This is a genomic window from Micromonospora sp. NPDC000121 (assembly GCF_042899165.1).
Classification (GTDB): Bacteria; Actinomycetota; Actinomycetes; order Mycobacteriales; family Micromonosporaceae; genus Micromonospora.
Genome location: NZ_JBIAZP010000003.1, coordinates 113,389 through 136,849, shown reverse-complemented (window position 1 = coordinate 136,849; position 23,461 = coordinate 113,389). Strand labels below are relative to the sequence as shown.

19 protein-coding genes are annotated in these 23,461 nt (G+C 72.4%); 10 read left to right on the top strand and 9 right to left on the bottom strand.

Going from position 1 to position 23,461, the window contains the following annotated elements; all coding sequences use genetic code 11:
- Positions 1–40 precede the first annotated feature (40 nt).
- The 4 genes from ACFY23_RS11180 (at position 41) to ACFY23_RS11165 (ending at position 5,695) form a co-directional block, all read left to right on the top strand.
- Entirely contained in the window at positions 41–1,249 is a 1,209-nt protein-coding gene (locus ACFY23_RS11180; protein ID WP_350684412.1) for an SGNH/GDSL hydrolase family protein, read from the top strand.
- A gap of 411 nt (positions 1,250–1,660) precedes the next feature.
- On the top strand, positions 1,661–3,481 hold the full coding sequence (locus ACFY23_RS11175; protein WP_350684411.1) for a hypothetical protein: 1,821 nt from the start codon (positions 1,661–1,663) through the stop codon (positions 3,479–3,481).
- A 65-nt stretch (positions 3,482–3,546) separates the two neighbouring features.
- The gene (locus ACFY23_RS11170; RefSeq protein ID WP_350684410.1) at positions 3,547–4,716 is read left to right on the top strand and encodes an acetylxylan esterase; all 1,170 of its coding nucleotides are present in this window, start codon (positions 3,547–3,549) and stop codon (positions 4,714–4,716) included.
- 145 nt (positions 4,717–4,861) lie between these two features.
- Positions 4,862–5,695 carry a hypothetical protein gene (locus tag ACFY23_RS11165; protein WP_350684409.1) on the top strand — a complete coding sequence of 278 codons (834 nt, stop codon included), beginning with the start codon at positions 4,862–4,864 and terminating at the stop codon, positions 5,693–5,695.
- Between the two features lie 139 nt (positions 5,696–5,834).
- Here ACFY23_RS11165 and ACFY23_RS11160 read toward each other — a convergent pair whose 3' ends face one another.
- Positions 5,835–8,522, bottom strand: a complete 2,688-nt coding sequence (locus ACFY23_RS11160) for an AAA family ATPase (protein WP_350684408.1) — start codon at positions 8,520–8,522, stop codon at positions 5,835–5,837.
- A gap of 98 nt (positions 8,523–8,620) precedes the next feature.
- Here ACFY23_RS11160 and ACFY23_RS11155 point away from each other — a divergent pair, with 98 nt between their 5' ends.
- A complete protein-coding gene (locus tag ACFY23_RS11155; protein ID WP_350684407.1) occupies positions 8,621–9,031 on the top strand; it encodes a hypothetical protein in 411 nt (136 codons plus the stop codon).
- A gap of 161 nt (positions 9,032–9,192) precedes the next feature.
- Here the strand turns inward: ACFY23_RS11155 and ACFY23_RS11150 are convergent, their stop codons facing one another.
- Positions 9,193–10,392, bottom strand: coding sequence for a citrate synthase (locus ACFY23_RS11150; protein WP_350684406.1), 1,200 nt, complete (start codon positions 10,390–10,392; stop codon positions 9,193–9,195).
- A gap of 68 nt (positions 10,393–10,460) precedes the next feature.
- Here ACFY23_RS11150 and ACFY23_RS11145 point away from each other — a divergent pair, with 68 nt between their 5' ends.
- Positions 10,461–11,594 (top strand): citrate synthase, encoded by a 1,134-nt coding sequence (locus ACFY23_RS11145; RefSeq protein WP_350684405.1) that lies wholly within the window; start codon positions 10,461–10,463, stop codon positions 11,592–11,594.
- Positions 11,595–11,766: 172 nt separating this feature from the next.
- On the opposite strand, the gene ACFY23_RS11140 is transcribed toward ACFY23_RS11145, so the two are convergent.
- Entirely contained in the window at positions 11,767–12,435 is a 669-nt protein-coding gene (locus ACFY23_RS11140) for a hypothetical protein (protein ID WP_350684404.1), read from the bottom strand.
- Between the two features lie 39 nt (positions 12,436–12,474).
- Positions 12,475–12,897, bottom strand: a complete 423-nt coding sequence (locus tag ACFY23_RS11135; RefSeq protein WP_350819740.1) for a HEAT repeat domain-containing protein — start codon at positions 12,895–12,897, stop codon at positions 12,475–12,477.
- A gap of 86 nt (positions 12,898–12,983) precedes the next feature.
- Between ACFY23_RS11135 and ACFY23_RS11130 the strand changes: the two genes are divergently transcribed.
- The 3 genes from ACFY23_RS11130 to ACFY23_RS11120 all read left to right on the top strand — a co-directional run bounded on the left by ACFY23_RS11130 (position 12,984) and on the right by ACFY23_RS11120 (position 17,479).
- Positions 12,984–13,961, top strand: a complete 978-nt coding sequence (locus ACFY23_RS11130; protein ID WP_350684402.1) for a S41 family peptidase — start codon at positions 12,984–12,986, stop codon at positions 13,959–13,961.
- A 139-nt stretch (positions 13,962–14,100) separates the two neighbouring features.
- Entirely contained in the window at positions 14,101–15,174 is a 1,074-nt protein-coding gene (locus ACFY23_RS11125) for a CapA family protein (RefSeq protein ID WP_350684401.1), read from the top strand.
- Between the two features lie 100 nt (positions 15,175–15,274).
- Complete coding sequence (locus ACFY23_RS11120) at positions 15,275–17,479, top strand: ATP-dependent RecD-like DNA helicase (protein ID WP_350684400.1); 2,205 nt, start codon at positions 15,275–15,277, stop codon at positions 17,477–17,479.
- A gap of 42 nt (positions 17,480–17,521) precedes the next feature.
- Here ACFY23_RS11120 and ACFY23_RS11115 read toward each other — a convergent pair whose 3' ends face one another.
- The 4 genes from ACFY23_RS11115 to ACFY23_RS11100 are packed head-to-tail and all read right to left on the bottom strand — an operon-like array spanning position 17,522 to position 21,052.
- On the bottom strand, positions 17,522–18,253 hold the full coding sequence (locus ACFY23_RS11115; protein WP_350684399.1) for an amidohydrolase family protein: 732 nt from the start codon (positions 18,251–18,253) through the stop codon (positions 17,522–17,524).
- Complete coding sequence (locus ACFY23_RS11110) at positions 18,250–18,990, bottom strand: hypothetical protein (RefSeq protein WP_350819741.1); 741 nt, start codon at positions 18,988–18,990, stop codon at positions 18,250–18,252. The genes ACFY23_RS11115 and ACFY23_RS11110 overlap by 4 nt, the downstream gene beginning before the upstream one ends.
- Positions 18,987–19,883 (bottom strand): dihydrodipicolinate synthase family protein, encoded by an 897-nt coding sequence (locus ACFY23_RS11105; protein WP_350687235.1) that lies wholly within the window; start codon positions 19,881–19,883, stop codon positions 18,987–18,989. Before ACFY23_RS11105 ends, ACFY23_RS11110 begins: the two co-directional genes overlap by 4 nt.
- Positions 19,880–21,052, bottom strand: a complete 1,173-nt coding sequence (locus ACFY23_RS11100) for a DegT/DnrJ/EryC1/StrS family aminotransferase (protein ID WP_350687233.1) — start codon at positions 21,050–21,052, stop codon at positions 19,880–19,882. The genes ACFY23_RS11105 and ACFY23_RS11100 overlap by 4 nt, the downstream gene beginning before the upstream one ends.
- A gap of 81 nt (positions 21,053–21,133) precedes the next feature.
- On the opposite strand from ACFY23_RS11100, the gene ACFY23_RS11095 reads away from it, so the two are divergent.
- A complete protein-coding gene (locus ACFY23_RS11095) occupies positions 21,134–22,354 on the top strand; it encodes a hypothetical protein (RefSeq protein ID WP_350819743.1) in 1,221 nt (406 codons plus the stop codon).
- A 48-nt stretch (positions 22,355–22,402) separates the two neighbouring features.
- On the opposite strand, the gene ACFY23_RS11090 is transcribed toward ACFY23_RS11095, so the two are convergent.
- Positions 22,403–23,458 (bottom strand): dihydrodipicolinate synthase family protein, encoded by a 1,056-nt coding sequence (locus tag ACFY23_RS11090; RefSeq protein ID WP_350687133.1) that lies wholly within the window; start codon positions 23,456–23,458, stop codon positions 22,403–22,405.
- Positions 23,459–23,461: the final 3 nt, after the last annotated feature.

The following is a 23,461-nucleotide window of genomic DNA, read 5'->3' as shown; positions in this document are numbered from 1 at the left end:
AACCGGTACCTACAGGCACAACAGCCACAGAGGAGCCAGGATGGAGCAACCATCGATCACCCGAAGGCGGCTTTTCCATCTGACTGGGGTCGGAGGCGCGGCTCTGGTCGCCCCCGCCGCACTCAACCAGCCGGCCTACGGTCACGCTGCCCCAGCAGCCGCCACTCGGACTCGAACAGCCTCCCGCCAAACAACACTCACCAGAATTGATGTAACTCCCATTATCGAGGACGGAGTAGCCTGGTACGACGTCGCCCAATGGGGCGTGGAGGGCAAGGGTTGGCAGGACACGGAGCGTTTCTATGATCGCCTTCCCGCCAGAGCCAAATCAGTGGTCCGTTCGGCGGTGTGGAATCTGAGCCGCGACTCCGCCGGGATGTTGACCCGATTCGAGACTGACTCGACTGTTTTCCACGCCCGCTACCGCCTGGACTCCTCGGCACTGGACATGTTCCACATGCCCGCGACCGGGATGAGCGGCTTGGATATCTACGGGCGAACCAGCTCAGGCGTCGACCGCTGGCTCGCTGGGACAAAACCGGCGACGCAGCTTGTGGAGCAGCGTCTCGTGAGCGGGGTCGACCCTGGCCGCCGGCTCTACACCGCCTACCTTCCGCTCTACAACGGCGTCGAGTCTCTCCAGATCGGTGTGGATCCGGGGGCCTCCTTCCAAGGAGTGCAACCACGCACCGAACGGCCTGCGGTCTTCTACGGAACCTCCATCATGCAGGGCGGGGTTTCGTCACGCCCAGGCATGTCGATCACCGCGATCCTCGGCCGGCGCTTCGACTGCCCGACGATCAATCTCGGCTTCTCCGGCAACGGCACGATGGATCTGCCAGTCGGCGAACTGCTGACCGAAATCGACGCGTCGGTTTACGTGATCGACTGTCTTCCCAACATGACTCCCACCATGGTTGCAGAGCGTACCGAGCCGCTCGTGCGCCTGCTCCGCGACGCACGACCTGACACCCCGATCCTGCTCGTCGAGGACCGGACCTACGCGAATGCCACTTTCGTCGAGTCGTCCCGGCAGCGGCACGCCGGCAGCCGGGCTGCGCTACACGCCGCGTACATGAACCTGCGCACCTCCGGCGTCAAGCACCTGTTCTATCTCGAAGGCGACAACCTGGTCGGCGACGACGGCGAGGGCGAGGTGGACGGATCACACCCCAGCGACCTTGGAATGGTCCGCTACTGCGACGCCTACCAGCGGGTCCTGCAGCCCATCCTGGCGGTGGCGCGGTGACGCCCACCCCGGCCGAGGACCGCCTGACCGCGGGGTGGGCGCGGCTTCTCGCCGCGTCAGGTCAACGACGTGCGCCGTGGGAGCACGTCGACGATCCTGGCGGCGCGACTGTGGGTGGCCCGGTCGGGCACCACAGAGATTCGAGCTGGTTGTGCCGGGTTGTCGCCCCCGGTCGGCAGCCTACCGCCGGATGGCCCGAACGGATCCTTGACGACCCTTTACGCCGAGATTAAGGTCCGGGCCGTAATGACCTAGACGATCGGAGCCACCATGCCCCTCAGCCGTCGTTCACTCCTCGCGAGTAGTGCCCTTACTGGCGCCGCACTGGCAGTTGGCCACGGGGCGGTGGCCGGCCCGGCCATGGCGCAGGACGACCAGGAGCTCACGCCCACGAGTTTCGGTCCTGCGTCTTTGACCGCCGCCGTCCGGGGCGCCGCCGTCATCGGCGACAGCGTCTTCATCACCTCCCGCTTCAACACCCCCGAGGGGAAGATGCGGCTGGGCGAGTTCGACGTCAACACCGGCGAGATGCGCAGCATCGACGACCTCACCATCCCGAGCAACGGCGGGCAGAAGCTCGCCGCCGACGGCCGGTACGTCTACATCGGCCCCGCCGGCAGCGCGTACGTCTACCGGTTCGACCCGCAGACCAAGGAGCTGGTGGCCTGGGCCCGCGCCGGAGGCAGCACCACCTGGTACTACGACATGGTCGTGCACGGCGAGCACCTCTACATCGGCACGTACCCGGACTGCACCGTCAAGCGGATCCGCCTGGCCGACGCGACCATCGAGACGTACGGCCGCATCTCGACCTCCCAGTACGCGGCGGCCGTGGCGGTCGACGACGAGTACGTCTACGGCGGGTCGGCCGCGCCCGGCACGCTGCTCGCCTGGCCGAAGGCCGGCGGCACGCCCACCAACCTGACCCCGCACCTCAGCGCCTCGCCGGTCGGCATCCTCGACATGACCGTCTCCAACGGCGTCATCTACGTCGCCAGCGGCCGGCAGCTGATCTCCTTCAACCGCGACGGCTCCAACCGGGTCTCCCGGGACATCCCCGCCGAGGACCGCTACGTCGACCAGGTCACCGTCGGCAGCGACGGCAAGGTGTACGCGCTGACCCGCCTCACCACCAACCTGTACGAGGTCACCGCCGACGGCCTGGTGAAGGTCGGGCAGCCCCTCGCCAACGTGGAGAACCAGCTCCTCACCCCGCTGCCCGGCGGCGCGCTGCTCGGCGTCAGCGGGCTGGGACACCTGTGGAAGACGACGCCGGGCGGCACGGCCAGCGTGTGGCAGACCGCCACCCGCGGCTTCGGCTACCCGGAGACCATCCAGTCGATGATGCGGCACACCCGGGGCACGATCTGGGTCGGCGGCCACTACGCGATGACGGTGCACCGCACCGAGGCCGGCACCAGCGACCGGTTCGACATCAACGGCGAGGTCAAGACGATGGCCGAGGGCAAGGCCGGCGTGGTCTACGCGGGCCTGTACCCGAGCACGCAGATCGTGGCGGTCGACCCGGACAACTACGAGATCAGTGTGCTGGGCCTGCTCGGCAACGAGCAGCTGCGGACCAAGCGCATCTACGTGGACCAGCCGCGCAACCAGCTCATCGTGGCGTCCAGCCCGCAGACCACCAAGCACACCGGCGCGCTGACCTTCATCGACCTGGCCACCAACACCTTCGACTCGCACCGCGAGTTCCTGCCCGAGCAGAGCGTCATGGACGTGGTGGTGCAGGGCACCACCGCCTACATCGCCGGCGACACCTACGGCGAGGGCACCAGCGGCCCGATCCGCAAGGTCGCGCAGGTGGCGGCCGTGGACATCGTCACCCGTACGCTGCTGTGGCGCGAGGAGATCAAGCCGGACTGGCTGTCGTACGAGAGCCTGCACGTGGTGGGCAACCTGCTCTACGCCATGGGCCGGCGCCCGCGCGGCGCCTGGTTCGCCTACGACCTGCACACCCGCACCATCGTGATGGAGGGCGACCTCGGCGGGTACGGGCAGTTCAACGGGGTCGACGGCCGGGTGTTCTCCTGGGTGCACTGGACCAACGACATCAGCGAGCTGCCGACCGTCCCGGGCGGCACGGTGACCACGCTGTACGACAACGTGCCGCGCGGCTGGTACAACAACCCGGCGTTCCACTTCACCCCGGACGGCAAGTCGACCTGGGGCATGCACGGCATGGACCTGGCCCGGTTCCCGCTGCCCAAGAAGTAGTCCGGACCGGAGCACGCAGGCCGCGCCGCCTACCGGGCACGACCCGGTAGGCGGCGCGGTGGCGTATGACCGAAGCCCGACCGCACCGCGACGAGAAGGTCGCGCCTCGGAACGGAGACACGCAGTTGCGGCACGAACGCCAGACCGTCGATCCGGCGCCACCGCACGGACCGGACGGCGTCCGGCATCCCGACGCCCGCCGACGCGCCGCCGTCTCCTTCGAGCACGACTTCCCCTTCGACCCGAGCTACGGTCACCGCCTCGACCAGTTGCTCCGCATCCCGGCGCCGGCCGCACCCGCCGACTTCGACGCGTTCTGGCAGTCTCGATACGACGCCGCGCGGCGGGTCGCGACGGAACCCACCCTCGGGCCTCTTGAGGAGGAGCGCGACGGCGTCCAGATCTTCGGAGTGACCTACTCGTCCGTGGGCGACGTCCGGATCGGCGGGTGGCTCGTGCTGCCTGCCGGGTCGGCGGGGTCGCCTGCGACCGTCAGCGGCGTCGAGCACGGGTTCGTCATCGGGCACGGGTACGGCGGCCGTCAGGAGGCCGGCGCCTCGGTGCCGCTGCCGCTGCCCCGGTCGGCGGCGATCCTTCCCTGCGTACGCGGCATGGGCGCGCGCGGCCTGCTGCCGGGCGTACCCGACCACGCCGACGCGCACGTGCTGCACGGCATCGACTCGCGCGACCGGTACGTCATCGGAGACTGCGTTGCCGACCTGTGGTGCGCGGCGTCAGCGCTGCTGGAGCTGGTGCCGGGCCTCGACCTGCCAGCCGGCCCACGCCTGGGCTATGTCGGCGAGAGCTTCGGCGGCGGCCTCGGCGCCCTGGCCCTCCCCTGGGACGACCGCTTCGCCGCAGCCCAGTTGACCGTGCCCACCTTCGGCAACCACCCGCTGCGGCTCACCCTCCCCTGTGTGGGCAGCGGCGAGTCCGTCCGCGCACACCACCGTGAACACCCCGAGGTGACGCACGTCCTGCGGTACTTCGACGCCGCCACGGCCGCGACGAGGCTGCGCACCCCGACACTGGTCGCGCCCGCCCTCTTCGACCCCGCCGTGCCGCCGCCGGGCCAGTTCGCCGTGCACAACGGCCTGGCCGGGCCGCGCGAGCTACACGTGCTGACCGCCGGGCACTTTCCGCACCCCGACAGCCAGACCGAGTACGAGGAACTCGTCGCGGCGCGGCGGCGCTTCTTCGGGCAGCACCTCGACGACGACGGGCCAGACGTCTGACGGCCGGCACCGGGCACAGACTGGTGCCCCATGCGGTCACCCGCGGTCGGGGAGGCGTCCCCTCGCGAGTCGACGGCTTGAGATAGCGTGTCGTCGGTCTATCTGGGGAGATCCCCCAGAATCCTTCGGGGGAAAGAGCTGTCACGTGTCACTTTGGAAGAAGACCGCCGTTCTGGCGGTCTCCGCGCTCACGGCGGTCGCGATGACCGCCTGCGGCTCGAAGCCTGTCTCGGACGCGCCGCAGCAGCCCAGCGTGCTGGAGCTGCTCGCCAGTGATCTCAAGGGCTCGCTGCAGAAGACGATCGACGCCACCGACAAGAGCGACTCGGTGAGCGTGACGATGCAGGGCACGGCGGGCGGCGAGAAGATCTCGGTGCAGGGCGTGGTCGATCTGGGGGACCCGGTCAAGGCCGAGATGACGACGGCGGGTCCGGATGGCACCCCGACCATCGTCCGGATGATCGGCAGCGTGGTCTACGTCGAGATCCCGGCGAAGGACCGTGCGAGCATCGGCGGGAAGCGCTGGATGAAGCTGGACATGGCCGCGGCCGGCGAGCAGGCGGGGATGGACTTCAGCAAGCAGTTCGAGGACATCGACCCGACCAAGCAGGTCAAGACGCTGCTCGCCACCGAGGGTGTCAAGGTCGTCGGCGAGGAGACGGTGAACGGGGCGGCCACGGTCCACTACACCGTCACCGCTCCGGTGGCGACCTACCTCGAGCAGCTCGACGCCAAGTTGCGGTCGACCGTCGAGCAGCAGTACGCCAAGCAGGGCGTCAAGGAGCTCACGATCGACCTCTGGGTCGACGAGCAGTACCGGCCGCGCCGGGCGAGCCTGGACATGGGCAAGATGGGCGACATGACGGTCGACTACACCGACTACGGCAAGGCGGTGAACATCGAGACCCCGCCTCCCGCGGAGACCGCCGACTTCGCCGAGATGCTGCAGGGCCTGAAGGACCTGTCCACCGGCAACTGACCCGAGCCTGAATGCTGCCCGGCCGGTGATCCTCTCCGGCCGGGCAGCGCCGTCTCACATGGCCACCGGCGCCGTGGCTCCCGTCGCCCACCGGCCGGCGTGTTGGACGACGCCGGGGACGGCCTTGATCGCCAGGACCTCAGCCGAGCGCGGACGACGACCCGGCGATGGAGGCCAGTTGGGTTCGGGAGGTGATACCCAGCTTGGGAAATGCCTTGTAGAGGTGGTAGCTGACGGTCCGCGGGCTGAGGAAGAGCCGGGCGGCGATGTCACGGTTGGAGGCGCCGGTGGCTGCCAGCCGTACGACGTGGCGTTCTTGGGCAGTCAGCACGCTGAGCGGGTCGTCGGCCTTGCGCGGCGCCGCCGGCACGTCCCCCGTCGCGCGCAGCTCCGCGCGAGCCCGCTCGGCCCACAGCTGCGCGCCGAGCCGGTCGAAGGTGTCCAGCGCGTCGCGCAGTTGCGTGCGGGCGTCCGCCCGCCGCCGTGCCCGCCGCAGCCACTCGCCGTAGGCGAGTTGTGTCCTCGCCTGCTGGTACGGCTGAGCGTCCTGTTGGTGAAGCCGCACGGCGTACGCGAAGTGTGCCTCGTTCTCCTCGACGAGGGCGCGGCACCGCAGGGCGATCGCGTCCGACGACGGCTGGCGGACATGCCGGGCCCAGGCAAGGCACCGGGCGAGCGGCTCCTTCGCCCGCTCGGGTTCGCCGCTGCGGACGGCTGCCTCCACCTGGTCCGGGGCGCTGAGTAGGGCGATCCCTACCGAGGGGATGGCCGCCAACTGCCGCAGGGCGGCGGCCGGACGACCCAGGCCGAGCTCCAGCAAGCCGAGTGCCCAGCGTCCGATGTCCGCCGCGAGGACCAGTCCCTGCTCACCGGCTCCCGCTATGCCCTCCTCGGCCTTCGTGCGGCACTCTTCGACGTTCCCCTGCTGCGCGAGCACCCAGGCGAGCGAACACGTGAGGTGGCTGACCCGAGGCTCGTGGCCCAGATCCGTCGCCAGCCGCAGCCCCGCGTTGAGGGACGTCATGGCCTCGCCGTACCGGCCGAGCCACCCCTGCGCGAGTCCGTGGTCCTGGAGCGCGAAGGCGAGCCAGCCGATCATCCCGTTCTTCTGGCAGTCCGCCACGACGCGGCCGGTGATCTCCTCACAGAGGGCGGCGCGGCCCAGCGGAAGGCAGACAGCGGCGGTGAAGGTCAGTCCCGGAACCCCCAGCCCCGCACGCGCATGTGCCTCGACGGCCTCGCCCATGAGAGTGATCCCGCCGCCGATGTCACCACTCATCAGGCGGGTCAGCCCGAGTGCCGCACCGACCAGCGATGACCCGATCTCGGGGAGCGCGCGGAGGCTCACCGCGGCCTCCTCCGCCAGCCGGGTGTCACTGGCGAACCAGGCGCAGCGGATGGCCTCCACCAGCAACCAGGTGGCCCGCTCGGTGGAGCGGGCGGCCACGCGGGGGACGTTGTCCAGGATGATCCGGCCCGCCGCGAGCGGTGTGCCCAACTCGAACTCCCGATGCGCGCGCACCTGGACCAGCGCGGCGATCATGTCCGGGTCGTCCACATCAGGGGTCGCCCTGTCGGCGAGCGCGGCAGCGCGACCCATCAGACCCGCGTCACTGGCGGCCAGCGCGGCGGCGGCCAGCCGTTCGGATCGTCGCACCGGGTCGGCGGTGAGTTCGGCGGCCCGCTCGTAGGCGGTCGCGATCGCGGCGTGGCCGCCACGCGTACGGGCCCGTTCCGCCGCTTTCTCCAGCTCCCGGGCGACGTCCTCGTCAGGGCCGAGAGTGGCGGCGGCCAGGTGCCACGTCCGCCGGTCGGCCGCGTCGACGGCGGCCGAGCGGGTGAGGGCGGCGGCGAGGGCTCGATGTACGGCGAGGCGCCGGGTGACCGGCGTGCTCTGGTAGGCGGCTGCCCTGATCAGGGGATGACGGAATCCCACGTTCGTGCCCCTGATCTCGATCAGCCGGCTCCGCTCGGCCTCCTCAAGGCCGTCGAGGGAGGCACCCGCACCCACCAGGGTGTCAAGCTCACCCGAGCCGTCCGCCGCCGCGATCACCAGCGCGGTTCGCGCCGGCTCGGAGAGGGCGGCTATCCGTGCGTGGAACGCGTCCTGGACCCGGTCGACGACCGGCATCGCACCCACCGGCGGCAGTCGTCCCGCGCGCTGTTCGGCGGTGAGCGCGGCGGGCAGTTCGAGGAGCGCCAAGGGGTTGCCGCCGGACTCGTCGATGAGGCGCTCCCGCACCTGCGGCGGAAGGTCGGTGGGAAGCAGGGCGGCAGCGGCCGCGTCGTCCAGCCCGCCCAGGAGAAGCTCAGGCAGGCCCACGGCAGGAAATCCCGCGCGGGCGGCGAAGATCATGACGACGCCTTCGGCCTCGAGGCGGCGGGCGGCGAACAGCAGCGCGTCGGCGGATGCCTGATCGAACCACTGTGCGTCGTCGACGAGGCAGAGCAGCGCGCCATCTCCGGCGAGGTCGGCGAGGAGGCTCAGGGTGGCCAACCCGACCAGGAACCGGTTCTCCGGGGCGGGGTCACCCAACCCGAGGGCACCGCTGAGCGCGGCGCGCTGCGCGTCGGGCAGTGCCGGGATCCGGTCGAGCCCGGCACGCAGGAGCAGGTGAAGTGCGGCGAAGGGCAACATGGCCTCGGACTGGACACCGACGCCGCGCAACACCCGCATGCCCTCCGCCCGCCGGGCGGCATGCTCCAGGAGCGCCGACTTGCCGATTCCCGCCGGGCCGCGGATGACCAGCACCCCACTCTTGCCGGTTCTGGCCTCCGCCAGCAGCCGTTCGATGTCCGCCTGTTCCCCGGCTCGTCCGTGCAGCACGGTCAGGAACCTACCGTCACGATGACTGATTCGGCTCGGGGCGGATCTCCGTAGCGTCGTGCCCGCAAGCACGTCACGACTACGAACGGACCTCCGCCATGACCACCGTCACCAGCCCCGCCCGGACCGTCGCCGACACCACGCTGCTCCGCTTCGCCCTCAAGCAGGACGCGATCGGCTCCGGCGCCAACGGCGTCGTGTACGTCGTCGCCGCCGCGATCTTCGGGGAGATGTTCGGGCTTCCCGCCGGCTTCCTCTACCCGGCGGGGGTATTCCTGGTGGCCTTCGCGTCCGCCCTGTTGGTTCTCGCCTCCCGGCCCGCGGTGAGCAGGGCCGCTGTGGGTGTGGTGATGACGGTCAACGTCGCCTGGGTGGCGGCGAGCGTGCTGGTGCTCGTCGCCGGTTGGTTCCCGCTGACCGGCCTGGGTACCGCGCTGGTGATCGCGCAGGCGGTCGTGGTCGCCGGCTTCACCGTCCTGCAGTTCGCCGGTCTACGCAGAGCCGTCTGAGCGACCATTCGGATCGTCCCGAACCACGACCGGGACCACTGGAATCGGTCTTGCGCAGGGGTGGCCACCCGCCGGGCGGCCACCCCTGCCGGCGTCAGAGTGGATGGGTGCCATGCCCTCCGCGACGGGCAGTGGCCCAGGATGCTGCCGCGCGTCGGAGTTCACGCCGACTCCGGTGGCGGCCCCGTGTAGCCGCTGTTCCAGCGGAACCGGTTGCTCGGCTGGGCGTACTCCTCGACGACGTGCGCGATCCAGCCCGCCGTCCGGGCGACCGCGAAGATCACCTCCGCCGCGCCCGGCCCCATGCCGGTCGCGTGCGCCAACGTGGCGACGGCGAGATCGACGTTGGGCAGGGCGCCCCGCCGCGACGCCGTGGCGATCAGGTCGTCGACGGCCCGCCGCAGCTCGCCCCCGGTCGGCAGCTCTGCGACGAGATCTAGCAGGGCGGCTCCGCGCGGGTCGCCGTCCGGGTACAGCGAATGCCCGAACCCGGGCAGCGTGCCGGTCCGCAGCCACTCGGCGATCGCGGTCGGCGCCCCGTCGCGCAGCGCCACCTCGATCATCCGGTGGACGCTGCTGCCGACGGCGCCGTGCATCGGCCCGTCGAGCGCGCCGAGGCCCGCCAGCACCGCCGCGTAGGGGTTCGCCCGGGTCGACGCGGCCACGCGTACGGCGATGGTCGACGCGGCCAGGTCGTGGTCGGCGAGCAGGACGAGTGCGGCGTTCAGCGACCGGAGCCCCACCGCGGTAGCCGGCGCGCCGGTCAGCCGGGGCCACAGGCGGGCCGCCAGGGCGTCGTCGGCGGGGGCCTCGCCCGCGAGGGGCAGCGCGTCGACCATGGTGGACAGCAGCGCGGGCGCGAGCGCCGTCACGGTGGCGGGCGCCAGGTCGAAGCGCAGCGGGTCCATCGCGGCCGCGACGGCGACGATCACCGGCAGCCGGTCGAAGAGCCGGGCCCGGGCGGGCAGGTGACTGCTCGCCCGTCGGGCCGTCTCGAGGGTCTCGACGGGCGCCACGAAGGGCTCGGCGTGGCGCTCGCCCGTCCAGAGCCACCGGGCGACCTCCTCGAACGGCGTCACCGGCGCGAGCTTCGCGACATCCAGTCCCCGGTAGTGCAGCCGACCGTACGCGATCAACGTGGTGGCGGTCCGCATCGCCGGCGCGGCATCGCGTTCCGGCCGGGTCGCCTGGGTGCGGGCGGCCAGCCGCTCGACGTCGGCCAGCCGGAAGCGGCTGATCCGCTCGCCGGGAACCTTGACCCTGGTGAGCAGCCCCCGGCTGACGTACGCGTAGATCGTCTCCGGCTTGATGCGCAGGCGGTGCGCCACCTCGGCGGTCGTCAGCAGCTGCTCCTCGGCCATGTGGTCATGGTCTCATGTTGACTGGATCAATGTTGACTGGCTCCCGCCGCCGGCGTGACGCTGCCCGCATGGCTGACACCATCACCGTTCCCCGCGGGCTCGCCGGCGTCGTGGTCACCGACACCACGGTCGGCCACGTCCGCGGCATCGAGGGCTTCTACCACTACCGGCAGTACTCCGCCATCGACCTCGCCGAGCGCCGGACGCTGGAGGACGTCTGGGCGCTGCTCATCGACGGCGCCCTGCCCGCCGAGCCCAAGGCGCTGCACGAGGAGATCGCGCCGTTGCGCCACATCCCACCCACGGTCGCCGCCGCGCTGCCCGACATCGCCTCGGCGTCGGCGTCGGCGGACCCGATGGGCGGCCTGCGCGCCGCGCTGGCCGTCGCCGGCCTCGCCGCCGGGGCCCGCCCGCTGTACGACACGTCGCCCGCTGAGCGTCGGGCGCAGGCCATGGCGCTCTGCGCACTGACGCCCAGCCTGCTGGCGGCGTTGTACCGGCTGCGCGCGGGTCTACAGCCAATCGATTCGCGCGACGACCTGTCCCACGCGGCGAACTACCTGTACATGATCACCGGCGAGGAGCCTTCCGAACGTCAGGCCCGGGCGATCGAGCGCTACCTGATCGCGACCGTCGACCACGGCTTCAACGCGTCGACCTTCACCGCCCGCGTCATCGCCTCGACCGGCGCCGACCTCTACGCCTGCGTCGGCGGCGCCCTCGGCGCGCTCTCCGGCCCCCTGCACGGGGGCGCCCCCAGCCGCGCCCTGGACACCCTCGACGCCATCGGCTCCGTCGACCGGGCCGACGCGTGGCTGCGCGCGCGCATCCTGAACGGCGAGCGGATCATGGGCTTCGGGCACCCGATCTACCGCACGGAGGACCCGCGGTCCCGCATGCTCAAGGGGATCGCCCAGGACCTCGGCGGGGAGCTGGTCGACTTCGCCGTGGCCGTCGAGGAGCGGGTCCTGTCGTTGCTGGCGGAGCTGAAGCCCGGCCGGGAACTGCACACCAACGTCGAGTACTACGCGGGCGTCGTCATGCACCTGTGCGGGCTGCCCCGGGAGATGTTCACGCCCACCTTCGCCACCAGCCGGGTCATCGGGTGGTGCGCGAACGTGCTGGAACAGGCCGAGGACTCGAAGATCATCCGACCGGACTCGCGCTACGTGGGCCCTCCCCCGCCGCAGCCGGTGCCGTAGAGGGTCGGTAGATCATGCCGGGGCGGGGTCGCCGGCAGGTCGGCCCCGCCGCCGGGTGAGCTCACCGGGCGGCGGGAGCGGAACCGATGTCGACCACCCGCGCCCAGTCAGGCGGCGAGGTCGGTTCGCCTTGTGCCCGTTCCGTCGTGCTGGTGTGGGAAACCTCCACAGGTCAGCAGACCTCAGGGGACATGATGGCCTCCGCAGGTTTGATCGTGATCGCCACGTTGCCACACGGGGACTCGCTCAGGACGAACACCAGCCCGTCCCGGTGAGCCGTCAGCCAGGAGTCGTCGTGAGTGACGGCCCAGCCGACGGCGGGAAGCTCGGCACGGTAGTGCGCCGCCGCCCGCTCGAACGAGACGTTCAGCAGAGTCGTGCCGCAACCGTACATGCCGGTGCTCCCGGCACCGGAGAAGCGCCAGGGATGCTCGATGTCGGCGAAGGCCGCCTGCACCGCCTGGGCCACCGGCTCCACCGGCGAGCCGGCCATCTGCGCGCGGTGACAGGATGGCAGCCGCGCCAGTTGGTCGTACCTGGCAACGGCGCCTCTCGCCCCGGCAACCAGCACGCCGCCCACGCTGAGGAGAGCCGCGGCCACCGCCAGAACCCGTACGAGCGCGGAACGCCGGGCCAGCCCGACAGCGGCCGCGGCCAGGGCACCGGCCAGCAGCAGCGGGACGGCGGCGTGCTCGAGACCGTCCACCACTCCCCTGGTCCAGGATCCGCTCGTGCTGCCGGACTCGCTCACGAACCCGAGGGTGGACAGCGTCGCAGTGACCCCGACCACGGCGGAGATCGCCAGGAGTGCCACGGCGCCCAGCCGCGCTCTGTCAGTCATCACGGATCACACACTCGGGCAACCGACGGGTGTCGTACATCAGCGATCCGGACCTCCCCGCTGCCACAGCAGCCGTCGGGCCTCTCTGGTGTCCAGCAGGCGCAGGCCCCGTTCCGCCCAGAATCTGAAGGACTCGTCGTCGCTCAGCAGTTGCGTGGCCAGCAGGTCGAGCGCCCGAGGCGAACGCGCGTCCCCGATCAGTTCCAGCAGCCAACACCGCACGCCGTGGTCGGTCTCGCGGCCGAACGCGTCCATCAGGTCGTCGACGTGCTGGCCCGCCATGTCCCGCACCAGCGCGAATCCGTCCTCCGCCGCCTGCGGATCGCGGCTCCTCATCAGGTGCATGGCGCGGCCGAACGTCCCGCCCGTCGTCCGCATGGTTCGGGCACGCTCGCGCTCGTAGTCACCGCCCACCGGGGCATCTAACCGCACGGCGGGCTGGGAACCGTCCACATCGCTCACGGTTCGGTACCCGTCGGTGGCTGAGGCGTGACGTCGATGGAAAATCCGTTGCAGCTCTTCACTGCTGGCCGGTAGCTTGCCCGCCGATGAGCAACGCAGACACGGTTACCGGGGCCTTGGACCGGATCACTGCCCACTACGTCTTCCCCGAACGAGCCGCCGAGATGGCAACGGTCGTGCGGCGGCACCTCGACGACGGTCGGTACGACAGCCTCTCGGGTCCGCAGTTGTGCACCACGCTCACCGACGATCTTCAATCGGTTTGCCCCGATCGCCACCTGCGTCTGATCTGGCACGAGCGGGCCCGGCCCGCCTGGGACCGGGCTGACGACGACGCCGGTGAGGTGGAGGCGCGGCGGGAGCGGTACCGGCTCAATGCCGAGGGCATCCACAGGGTCGAGCGCCTCGCGGGTAACGTCGGGCTGGTTGAGATGCGCGGCGTGGGCGATCCGGCCTGGACCGCGTCGGCGTACGCGGCGGCGATGCAACTCGTCGCGCACACGCACGCGCTGATCTTGGATATGCGCCGCAACAGTGGCGGGACGCCGGATTCGGTGGCCCTGTTCTGCAGTTACTTCCTGCCTGACAAGCCGGTGCACCTCAACGACATCTACGACGGCACTACCCGGCGCACTCGCCAGTTCTGGACGCTGCCGCACCTTCCCGCTCCGCGTTACCTCGACCGGCCGGTCCTCGTGCTGACCAGTGCGCAGACGTTCTCCGCCGGTGAGGAGATCTGCTACAACCTGCAGGCGCAGGGTCGGGCGACGCTGATCGGCGAGACCACTCGCGGCGGGGCGCACCCGTCGGACACCTACCAGGTGAGTCCGCATGTCGACGTTCGCGTGCCGTGCGCCCGCTCGATCAATCCCGTGACCGGCACGAATTGGGAAGGCACTGGCGTGAAGCCGGACCAGTCGTGCGATGCGGAACACGCGCGGGACATCGCGTACCGGGAGGCGCTGCGTCACGTGCTGGCCGCCACGGTTCACGCCGACAGCGAGCACCAGGTGGCGGTACGGGTCGAAGCCGAGCGGGCACTGGCCGAGCTGGAGCTTCACTGAGCCTCCCGATTCTCCGGCAGCTCCCGGGCGCCGCCCCTGCCGTCTGAGTCCGTGATCGCCGTCCGTGATCACGGACCCGGCGTTGGGCAACTTCGTCAAGTCAGCGCCGCGACAGGCGCTGCGCCGTACGCTGCCTGGGGTGAGACGGGCACGATCCCTCGTCGCGCTGGCGGCGACCCTGACCGTGGCGCTGACCGGATGCCCGGAGGCGCCCACGCCGCCGGCCGGTGAGCCGGCTCCCTCCGCCGCGGCGGCGACGACGTCCCCGTCGCGGGCCGGGCCGACCGAGATCACGTTGGCCTTCGCGGGCGACGTGCACTTCGCCGGCCGGACGGCGGGGCTGCTGGAGGATCCGGCGACCGCGTTCGCGTCGATCTCGTCGGCGCTGTCCGCCGCCGACCTGACGATGGTCAACCTGGAGACCGCGGTCACCACGCGCGGCACCCCGGAGCCGAAGCAGTTCCTTTTCCGGGCTCCGTCGAGCGCGTACGACGCGGTGAAGGCGGCCGGCGTCGACGTCGTGTCGATCGCGAACAACCACACGCTGGACTATGGACGGGTCGGACTGACCGACACCGTGGAGGCGGCGAGGGCCGCCGGGGTGCCGACCGTCGGGGCGGGCGCCGACGCGGCGGCGGCGTACGCGCCGTGGACGACCCGGATCGGCGGCACGCGGATCGCCTTCCTCGCCTTCAGCCAGGTCGACGAACTGTGGTCGCGGTGGAGAGCCACCGACGACCGGGCCGGTATCGCGATGACGAGGGACCTGACCCGGGCGGTCGCCGCCGTACGCGCCGCGCGCCAGCGTGCCGACGTGGTCGTCGTGTACGTCCACTGGGGCACGGAGGGCGACGCCTGTCCACCCGCCGACGCGCGCGCGTTCGCCGGCGAGATGGCCCGGGCGGGCGCCTCCCTCGTCGTCGGCACCCACGCGCACCTGCTGCTCGGTGACGGCTGGATCGACAGGACGTTCGTCCAGTACGGGCTGGGCAACTTCGTGTGGTGGCGCGACGACGCGTACAGCAATGACACGGGCATCCTGCGGGTCACCCTGCGCGGGCCGGACATCGTGGGGACGGAGCTGGTGCCGGCGCTGATCTCCCGCCGCACCGGCCAACCCCAGCTCGCCCGCGGGGACGACGCGGCGCGCATCCTCCGGGAGTACGCGGACCTGCGCGGCTGCACCGAACTCGCCGCGACCCCCACCGGGTAGCGCGCGCCGGCGGGGCGGCTCCGGCCGGCGAGGCCAGCCCGCCGCCGCGACCCGGTCGGGCCGATCGCACCGCCGTGTCGGCGGAGGGCAGGATAGGCGGGTGCCTGCCCCCACTGCCCCGCCGTCGGCCGTGCTGGACGCGGTGCTCGAGCGGTTGACCTACGTCAACGAGGAGACCGGCTACACCGTCGCCCGGGTGTCCACCGACCGCAGCAGCGACCTGCTCACCGTGGTCGGGGCGCTGCTGGGTGCCCAGCCCGGCGAGAGCCTGCGCCTGTCCGGCCGCTGGTCGTCGCACCCGCAGTACGGCCGGCAGTTCGAGGTCCACTCCTACACCACCGTTCTGCCGGCCACGATCCAGGGCATCCGGCGCTACCTCGGGTCCGGACTGGTCAAGGGCATCGGCCCGGTGTTCGCCGAACGGATCGTCGCGCACTTCGGCCTCGACACCCTCCAGGTCATCGAGACCGAACCCGCCCGGCTGGTCGAGGTGCCCGGCCTGGGACCGAAACGCACCGCCAGGATCACCGCGGCGTGGGAGGAGCAGAAGGCGATCAAGGAGGTGATGGTCTTCCTCCAGGGCGTCGGGGTGTCCACCTCGCTGGCCGTACGGATATTCAAGCAGTACGGCGACGCCGCCATCACCGTGGTGAAGAACGAGCCGTACCGGCTGGCGGCCGACGTGTGGGGCATCGGGTTCAAGACCGCCGACACGATCGCCCAGGCGGTCGGGATCCCGCACGACAGCCCCCAGCGGGTCAAGGCCGGCCTGCAGCACACCCTCTCCGAGGCCACCGACGACGGGCACTGCTACCTGCCCGACCGGCGGTTGGTCGCCGACGCCACCAAGATCCTCGACGTGCCCGCCGACCTCGTCACCGCCTGCCTCGACGAACTCGTCGGCGAGGAGGGGGTGGTCCGCGAGACCCTGCCCGGGCCGGACGGCGAGCGGACGTCGGCGGTGTACCTGGTGCCGTTGCACCGCGCCGAGCAGTCCCTGGCCGGGTCGCTGCTGCGGCTGCTGCACCACCGCGCGGACCGGCTGCCCCACTTCGCCGGCGTCGACTGGGGCAGGGCGCTGGCCTGGTTGAAGGCCCGCACGGGCACCGACCTCGCCCCGGAGCAGGAGCAGGCGGTCCGGCTCGCCCTCACCGCCAAGGTCGCCGTGCTGACCGGCGGGCCCGGCTGCGGCAAGAGCTTCACGGTCCGCTCCGTCGTCGAACTCGCCACCGCCAAGAAGGCCAAGGTCACCCTCGTCGCGCCGACCGGCCGCGCCGCGAAGCGACTGTCGGAGCTGACCGGTCACCCCGCCGCCACCGTGCACCGGCTGCTGCAGCTACGCCCCGGCGGGGAGGCCAGCCACGACCGGGACAATCCGCTCGACGTGGACCTCCTCGTCGTCGACGAGGCGTCCATGCTCGACCTGGTCCTGGCGAACAAGCTCGTCAAGGCCGTCCCGCCCGGCGCACACCTGCTCCTCGTCGGCGACGTCGACCAACTCCCCTCCGTCGGCGCCGGCGAGGTCCTGCGCGACCTGCTCGCCGCCCCGGCCATCCCCCGGGTCCGGCTGACGCAGATCTTCCGCCAGGCCGCCGAGTCCGGGGTCGTCACCAACGCCCACCGGATCAACGCCGGCAAGCCGCCCCTGCTCCAGGGGCTCCGCGACTTCTTCCTGTTCGCCTGCGACGACACCGAGGCCGCCGCCGCCCTGACCGTCGACGTCGCCTGCACCCGCGTGCCCGCCCGCTTCGGCCTCGATCCGCGCCGCGACGTGCAGGTCCTCACCCCCATGCACCGCGGCCCCGCCGGCGCCGCGGCGCTGAACACGCTGCTCCAGCAGCGCCTCACCCCCGCCCGCGACGGGCAACCCGAGCGCCGCGTGGGCGGGCGGGTGTTCCGCGTCGGCGACAAGGTCACCCAGATCCGCAACAACTACGACAAGGGCCAGGCCGGCGTCTTCAACGGCACCGTCGGCATCGTCACCGCCCTGACCCCCGAGGAGCAGACCCTGGCCGTACGCACCGAGGAGGACGAGAGCATCGACTACGACTTCGACGAACTCGACGAGCTGGCCCACGCGTACGCCATGACCATCCACCGCTCGCAGGGCTCCGAGTACCCGGCCGTCGTGATTCCCCTGACCACCAGCGCGTGGATGATGCTGCAACGCAACCTGCTCTACACCGCCGTCACCCGCGCCAAGCAGCTCGTCGTCCTCGTCGGCTCCCGCCGTGCCCTCGCCGCCGCCGTCCGCACCGTCGGCGCCGGGCGTCGCCACACCGCTCTCGACCACCGCCTCGCCTGAGCACCTGCGTCGGTCGGCCGGTACGACCGGCCGGAACGGGGCTCAGGACACGTCGAGGCGGAACAGCTCGGCGGCGTTGCGCCAGGCGACCCGCTCGGCCAGTTCCGGGTCGAGGTCGGCGGCGAGCACCGCCCCGAAGGCCGCGGCGGGGTCGATGAGCGTGGCGTCGGTGCCGAAGAGCAGCCGCCGCGGGTCGACCGCCGCCGCCACGGCGGCGAACCGGCCCGCCTCGGTGTGCGAGAAGCACGGCTCCAGCCAGAGCCGGTCGACCGAGTTGGCCGCCTCGATGGCGTGCCGCCAGCCGTTGGCGCCCATGTGTCCGGCGATGGCGCGCAGCCCGGGGATGTCCGCGACGGCCTGGGCCAGGTCGAGCGGCGTCGCGTCCCAGGTGTGCACGAGGGCGGGCAGGTCGTGGGCGGCGACGAGTTCCAGCGCCGCGCGGGCCTGCGGGGAGTCCGCCGGGGAGGCAGTGTAGTCGGTGTGGATCTTCACGCCGACGAACCGGCCGGTGGGGAGCAGTTCGCGCAGGTCCCGTTCGGCGTCGTCGAGGCGGCGCGGGTTGATCGTCAGGTAGCCGAGCAGGCGGTCGTTGGTCTCCAGGACCCGGGCCATCGCGCGGTTGCCGGCGGCGACGTCGTAGATGACCGCCTCGGTGGCGGAGACGACGGCGAGGTCGATGCCGTAGCGGTCCATCACGGCGAGGTTGGTGGCGACCGCCCCGACGTCCATGCTGAAGAACCAGGGTCCCCAGTGGGCGTGCACGTCGATGATCATTCCTGGCCCTCCAGGATCCGGCGGGCGTTGCCGCCCGCCACGGCGGCGATCTCGGCCGGCCCGAGGCCGCCGCGGGCCAGCCGCAGTCGCGGCACGACCGGTTCGTAGAACGGGGTGCGGGAGCCGTAGAGCAGGCGGTCGACGCCGACGTGGGCGGCGACGGTCTCCAGCGCGTCGGGCGAGTTGAGCAGCCGGGTGGAGGTGTGGAAGCCGGGCTCGTCGCGGGCGGCCACCACGAAGTCGCCCAGGTGGTAGAAGTGCGTGTCCAGGAAGACCACGGTGGCGCCGCGCAGCGGGCGCCAGAAGCGGCGGACGTCCCCGCCGGTCAGGATGACCAGGCCGGCCTCGGCGGCCCGGCGGGCCACGTGCCGCACGGACGGGAAGTCCGGCTCGACGCGCTGCTCGTCGGGGAAGAGCCGCACCGCCCGGAAGCCGCGCTCGGCGAGCCGGACGACCTCCCGTTCGGCGCCGAGCGGGTCGCGCAGGTCGAGCGCGCCGACCGGCAGCACGGTGGGCCCGGCCAGGGCGGCGGCCTCGTCGTTACCGCTGGCCACGTCGAACAGCGCCGCCCGGAGGCTGGCCACGGCCGCCCGCGCGACGCCGTTCGCGCCGAGGGTGGCCGCGACGTCCCGGGGGTCGCCGGAGGGGCCCGGCCGGTCGGCGTAGCGGCCGACGAGGACGTCGACGTCGAAGGTGACCGGCGGCAGGTCGGCCGCGACGAAGGGGTTGCCGCTCACCGCTGCCTCGCCACCGCGAGCACGAGGTCCCGGTCGCCGTCCGGCAGCGCCGGGGCGTACGGGTCGACCGCGTGGGAGGCGGGGATCCGCCCCTCGTCGGCGGCGATCTGGAGCATGCGGAGCACGTACCCCTCCATCGGGTCGGTGAAGGTGACCTCGGCGAGCCGGTCGAGCCGGGCGGAGGCCGCGACGAAGTCGTCGTGCTTGCCGTCGGCGTACGCCCGCAGCACGGCGGCGGTGACCGGCACGGCGGCGGCGGCGAGGCCGACCAGGGCGGCCTGCGCGCCCCACATCAGCGACGGCCCGAACATCCGGTCCTCTCCGGTGACCGCCAGCCGGTCGGCCCGGTGCGCGGCGGCCAGGGCGGCCTGGCAGGCGAGCGCGTCGTGCAGCCGGGCCACCTTCACCCCGGCGACGCCCGGGTGCTCCAGCAGGGCGGCCAGCCGCGACGCGGAGTACGGCCGGGTGTAGAGGTCGAAGGCGAGCATCGGCAGGCCGGCGGCCTGCCAGATGGCGTCGTGGTGGGCGACCGCGTCGCCGTCGACGGGGAAGACCAGGACGCCGGCGGCGCCGAGGTCGGCGGCCCGGGCGGCCTGCGCGGCGACGTCGTCGGTGTGCTCCCCCGGCCGGCCGCCCACGCCGACGACCACCGGCACCCCGGTGTCCACGGCGTGGCGCACGACCAGGTCCCGGGTCGCCGGGTCGAGGTGGGGGCCGCGGCCGGTGTGGGCGCAGACGGCGAGGGCGTCCGCGCCGTCGGCGACCACGCCGCGCAGGTAGCGGTCGAGCACCCCGGCGTCGACCGTCCGGTCGGCGTCCATCGGGGTGGCGGTGGCGGCGACGAGTCGCCAGCGCAGCCGGTCGCGCAGCGCGGCGGCGGCCGGCGCGATCACGGGGTCACCGCAGCCCGGACCGCCCGCGCGATCTCGTCGACGTGTGCGTCGGTGTACCGCTCGTTCCAGTCGATCACCAGCAGGGTCTCCGCGATGAGCCGCTCGGCGACCGGGAACGCGCCGGGCCCGTAGGCCGGCAGCCGGTCGGCCGGCGGCACGGTCAGCGGGAAGCGGGAGGTGCCGTAGACGGGGGCCTCGGTCAGCGCCGGGGCGCAGTGCAGCGGCTGCTCGAGGTAGCCGGCGCGGGCGGGGATGCCGGCGGCGGCGAGCTTTCCGGCCACCTCGTGGTTGGTCAGCGGCGGGTCGAGCACGATGGGGAACAGCCACCAGGCGTGCGCGTCGAGGTCCGCCGGCAGGCGCACGCCGGGCAGGTCGGCCAGCGCGGCGGCCAGCCGGCGGGCGGTGCGCCGCCGGTCGGCCAGCACCCCGGGCAGCTTCGCCAACTGGGCGCGGGCGACGGCGCCGGCCAGTTCGGTCATCCGGTAGTTCAGGCCGAGGCCGACGTGCCGGCGGGCCTCGTCGCGCGGCCAGCCCTTGTCGGCGAAGAGCCGCATCCGGCGGGCCAGCACGGGGTCGTCGGTGACGGTCAGGCCGCCGTCGCCGCAGGTGATGTGCTTCCACTGCTGGAGGCTGAAGCAGCCGATCGCGCCGGCGGTGCCGGCGAGGGTGCCGTCCGGGTAGCGGGTGAGCCACGCCTGGGCGCAGTCCTCGATCAGCGGCACGCCGGCGGAGTCGGCGACCGCGCGCAGGTCGGCGGCCGCGCCGAACAGGTGCACCCCGAGGATCGCCCGGGTGCGCGGCCCGATCGCGGCGGCGACCGCCGCCGGGTCGAGATTGCCGGTGTACGGATCGACGTCGGCGAACACGGGCACGGCGTTCTGCGCAAGAATGGGCGCGACCGTGCCGAAGTCGCTGATCGGAGACGTGATGATCTCGTCGCCCGGGTCCGGCGCGACGGCCGCGACGGCGAGGTGCAGGGCGGCCGTCCCCGAGCTGGCGGCCACGGCGTGCGACACTCCGTGGAGGTCGGCCATCTCGCGCTCCAGGGCGCGGACCTCCGTGCCCCAGACCGAGCTGAGCATGCCGGACTGGAGCACCCGATTGACGGCGGCCAGCTCCTCCGCACCGATCGTCCGGCCGCTGGCGTCGGCCATGCTGGGGAACGACACGCACCCTCCAAGGGCTTTAGTAATACCGGACCTGACCGTAATGTTGTGTCGCGAACAATGCAACCCTGACAGGAGGCAGCGGTGACCATTGAGATCGGGGTCGTCGGTCCGCACGACCTGGTCGACGACGTGGCCGCCACCTGCGAGGAGCAGCCCGGCGTCACCGCCAGGCGGCTGCACTACGACCACGAGTCGCAGGCACCGGCGATCGTGGAGGCGCACGCCGGCCAGGTCGAGGCGTGGCTGTTCACCGGCGTCGTGCCGTACACCCTCGCCCGGGAGGCGAACCTGCTGCACCGGCCGGCGGTCTTCGTCGACTACACGGGCGCGACCCTGCTCCAGGCCGCCGTGCGGCTGCTGCGCGACGGCCGCGACGTCACCCGCATGTCGATCGACACCGTCACCGGCGCCGACGTCGCCGGCACCTTCGGCGAGGCCGACCTGCCGGTGGACCGGGTCCGGTCGCTGCCCTACCGCAGCGGTCTGAGCTCCGACGACGTGGTCGCCTTCCACCGCCGGCAGCGCAAGGCCGGCGCGGACGTCGCCGTCACCTGCATCAGCTCGGTCTACGAGGTGCTGCGCCACGAGATGCCGGCGTTCCGCCTCGCCCCGTCGAACCACTCGGTGCGCGCCGCGCTGCGCCAGCTCCTGCTGCAGGTCGGCAGCCAGGCCCAGGAGGACGCCCAGATCGCGCTCGGGCTGGCCAACCTCTCCGACGGCGACGACGGGCTGCTCAAGGAGGTGGCCGGGCTCGGCGGCACCGTCGCGCGCTTCGCGCCCGACACGTACCTCATCGTCACCACGCGCGGCCCGCTGCACGACGCCACCGGCGGGTTCACCGCGCTGCCGATGCTGCGCCGCCTGGCCGACCGGCACGAGACCGTGCAGATCGGGTTCGGGCTGGGCCGCAGCGCCGCCGAGGCGGAGAACCTGGCGCGCCGGGCGCTGAGCCGGGCCCGTCGGGTCGGCCCCACCACGGCCGTGCTGTCGCTGCGCGGCGAGACCGACATCGTGCTGGAGTCCACCACGCCGGCCCCGCCGCCGGCGGAGGTGAACCTGGCGGTCATCGCCCAGCGGGTCGGTCTGTCCGTGCCCACCCTGCTGCGGCTGCGCGAGGTGCGCACGACGGTCGGCGACGAGCCGCTGACCAGCCGGGAGGTCGCCGACCAGCTACGGGTGCAGCAGCGCACCGCCCGGCGCATGCTGCACCGCCTGGAGCTGGCCGGCCTGGCCGAGCGGACCGGGAACCTCGCCTCCGGCACCAGCGGCCGCCCGCTGACCCTCTACCGCCTCACCCTCTGACGCGTCTGCGGTGCGCGCCCCGCGGGGCGCGCACCGCAGTCCTCGGCGTCAGGCCAGCCAGGTGTCGAGGTGCTCGGCGACGAAGTCGTCGTCGCGCAGGTGCGGGTACGCCTGGTGCACCCGGTCCAGCTCGGCCATCTGCCCCGGCGACAGCTCCTCGGCCGGGTCCAGGCACCAACGGCCGGCCAGCAGGCCCTGCCGGCGCAGCACCTCGTGGATGCCGGGGATGCAGCCGTGGTAGCCGTTGGCCGAGTCGAAGATGGCCGCGTTGGCGTCGGTCAGGTGGCCGTCGAGGGTGAGCAGCCGGCGCAGCGCGGCGTCGTCGCCGGAGCGGGCCCGGCGGGTCTCGTCGAGCAGGGTCGCGGCGGTGTTCGCCCAGACGGCCCACTGGCCGAGCAGCCCGCCGACGAACTCGACCTCGACGGCCCGACCGTCCACGACGACCCGGTGCGGGGCCACGAGGTCGGCGAGGATGTGGTCGTCGTTGCCGGTGTAGAGAGCCAGGTCGCCGTTGCGGCCGGCCGCGACCACGCCGTGCAGCACGTCCAACGTGCGGTAGCGGTCGAAGGGCGCCACCTTGATCCCGACCACCGAGTCGATGGCGGCAAGCCGGGCCCAGAACTCCCGGGACAGCCTCCGCCCACCGACGGCCGGCTGCAGGTAGAAGCCGATGACCGGCAGCACCTCGCCGACGGCGCGGGCCCGCTCGACGAGGGCGTCCTCGTCGAGCGGCGCGTACGGCGACAACAGCACCAGGTCGTAGCCGAGCGAGGCGGCCAGTTCCGCCTCGGCGACCGCCTGGGCGGTGTCCCCGCAGGCGCCGGCGACCAGGATGGCGTCCGAACCGGCCGCGGTCTCGGCGGCCAACTCCAGCACCGGGGCGAGGAGTCCGACCTTCGGGTCGTGGATGGCGAACTGGGTGGTGTGCACGCCGACGGCGATGCCCCCCGCGCCGGAGGCCAGGTAGTAGCGGGTCAGCGCCCGCTGCCGGCGCTCGTCGAGCTTGCGGTCGGCGTCCAGGGCCAGCGGGTGCGCGGGGATGGCGCAGCCGCGCTGGAACCGGGCCAGGGCCGAGGTCTGTCGGGTGCTCGATGCGGTCAACACGGT

What these genes read in the sequence shown, in the direction of transcription:
- ACFY23_RS11130 (WP_350684402.1), top strand. Translation starts at nt 12,984, where the DNA reads ATGAGCAACGCAGACACGGTTACCGGGGCCTTGGACCGGATCACTGCC.
- ACFY23_RS11150 (WP_350684406.1), bottom strand. Translation starts at nt 10,392, where the DNA reads ATGGCCGAGGAGCAGCTGCTGACGACCGCCGAGGTGGCGCACCGCCTG.
- ACFY23_RS11115 (WP_350684399.1), bottom strand. Translation starts at nt 18,253, where the DNA reads ATGATCATCGACGTGCACGCCCACTGGGGACCCTGGTTCTTCAGCATG.
- ACFY23_RS11140 (WP_350684404.1), bottom strand. Translation starts at nt 12,435, where the DNA reads ATGACTGACAGAGCGCGGCTGGGCGCCGTGGCACTCCTGGCGATCTCC.
- ACFY23_RS11170 (WP_350684410.1), top strand. Translation starts at nt 3,547, where the DNA reads ATGACCGAAGCCCGACCGCACCGCGACGAGAAGGTCGCGCCTCGGAAC.
- ACFY23_RS11145 (WP_350684405.1), top strand. Translation starts at nt 10,461, where the DNA reads ATGGCTGACACCATCACCGTTCCCCGCGGGCTCGCCGGCGTCGTGGTC.
- ACFY23_RS11155 (WP_350684407.1), top strand. Translation starts at nt 8,621, where the DNA reads ATGACCACCGTCACCAGCCCCGCCCGGACCGTCGCCGACACCACGCTG.
- ACFY23_RS11180 (WP_350684412.1), top strand. Translation starts at nt 41, where the DNA reads ATGGAGCAACCATCGATCACCCGAAGGCGGCTTTTCCATCTGACTGGG.